Raw genomic sequence first — 265 nt, 5'->3', positions numbered from 1 at the left:
ATGCTATGTAAAATAGCGTTTTGGTGGAGCCTAGCGGGATCGAACCGCTGACCTCCTGCGTGCAAGGCAGGCGCTCTCCCAGCTGAGCTAAGGCCCCAAATTGTATGGTGGGCCTAAATGGACTCGAACCATCGACCTCACGCTTATCAGGCGTGCGCTCTAACCAGCTGAGCTATAGGCCCATACAAATTGCAGAATTATTTTATATCATATTATCTTTTAAGAGTCAATACGTTTATTGAACTCTCAAAACTAAACGAAAACA

2 tRNA genes are annotated in these 265 nt (G+C 45.7%); both read right to left on the bottom strand.

Annotated features, from left to right (window positions below):
• Positions 1-21: 21 nt before the first annotated feature.
• A tRNA-Ala gene (locus BPMYX0001_RS28800) sits at positions 22-97 on the bottom strand.
• An 8-nt stretch (positions 98-105) separates the two neighbouring features.
• Positions 106-182: transfer RNA gene (locus tag BPMYX0001_RS28795), tRNA-Ile, on the bottom strand.
• Positions 183-265 lie beyond the last annotated feature (83 nt).

It is taken from the genome of Bacillus pseudomycoides DSM 12442 (genome assembly GCF_000161455.1).
Taxonomy (GTDB): Bacteria; Bacillota; Bacilli; order Bacillales; family Bacillaceae_G; genus Bacillus_A; species Bacillus_A pseudomycoides.
The sequence above is the reverse complement of the archived record's forward strand: the minus strand, read 5'-3'. Positions and strand labels throughout refer to the sequence as shown.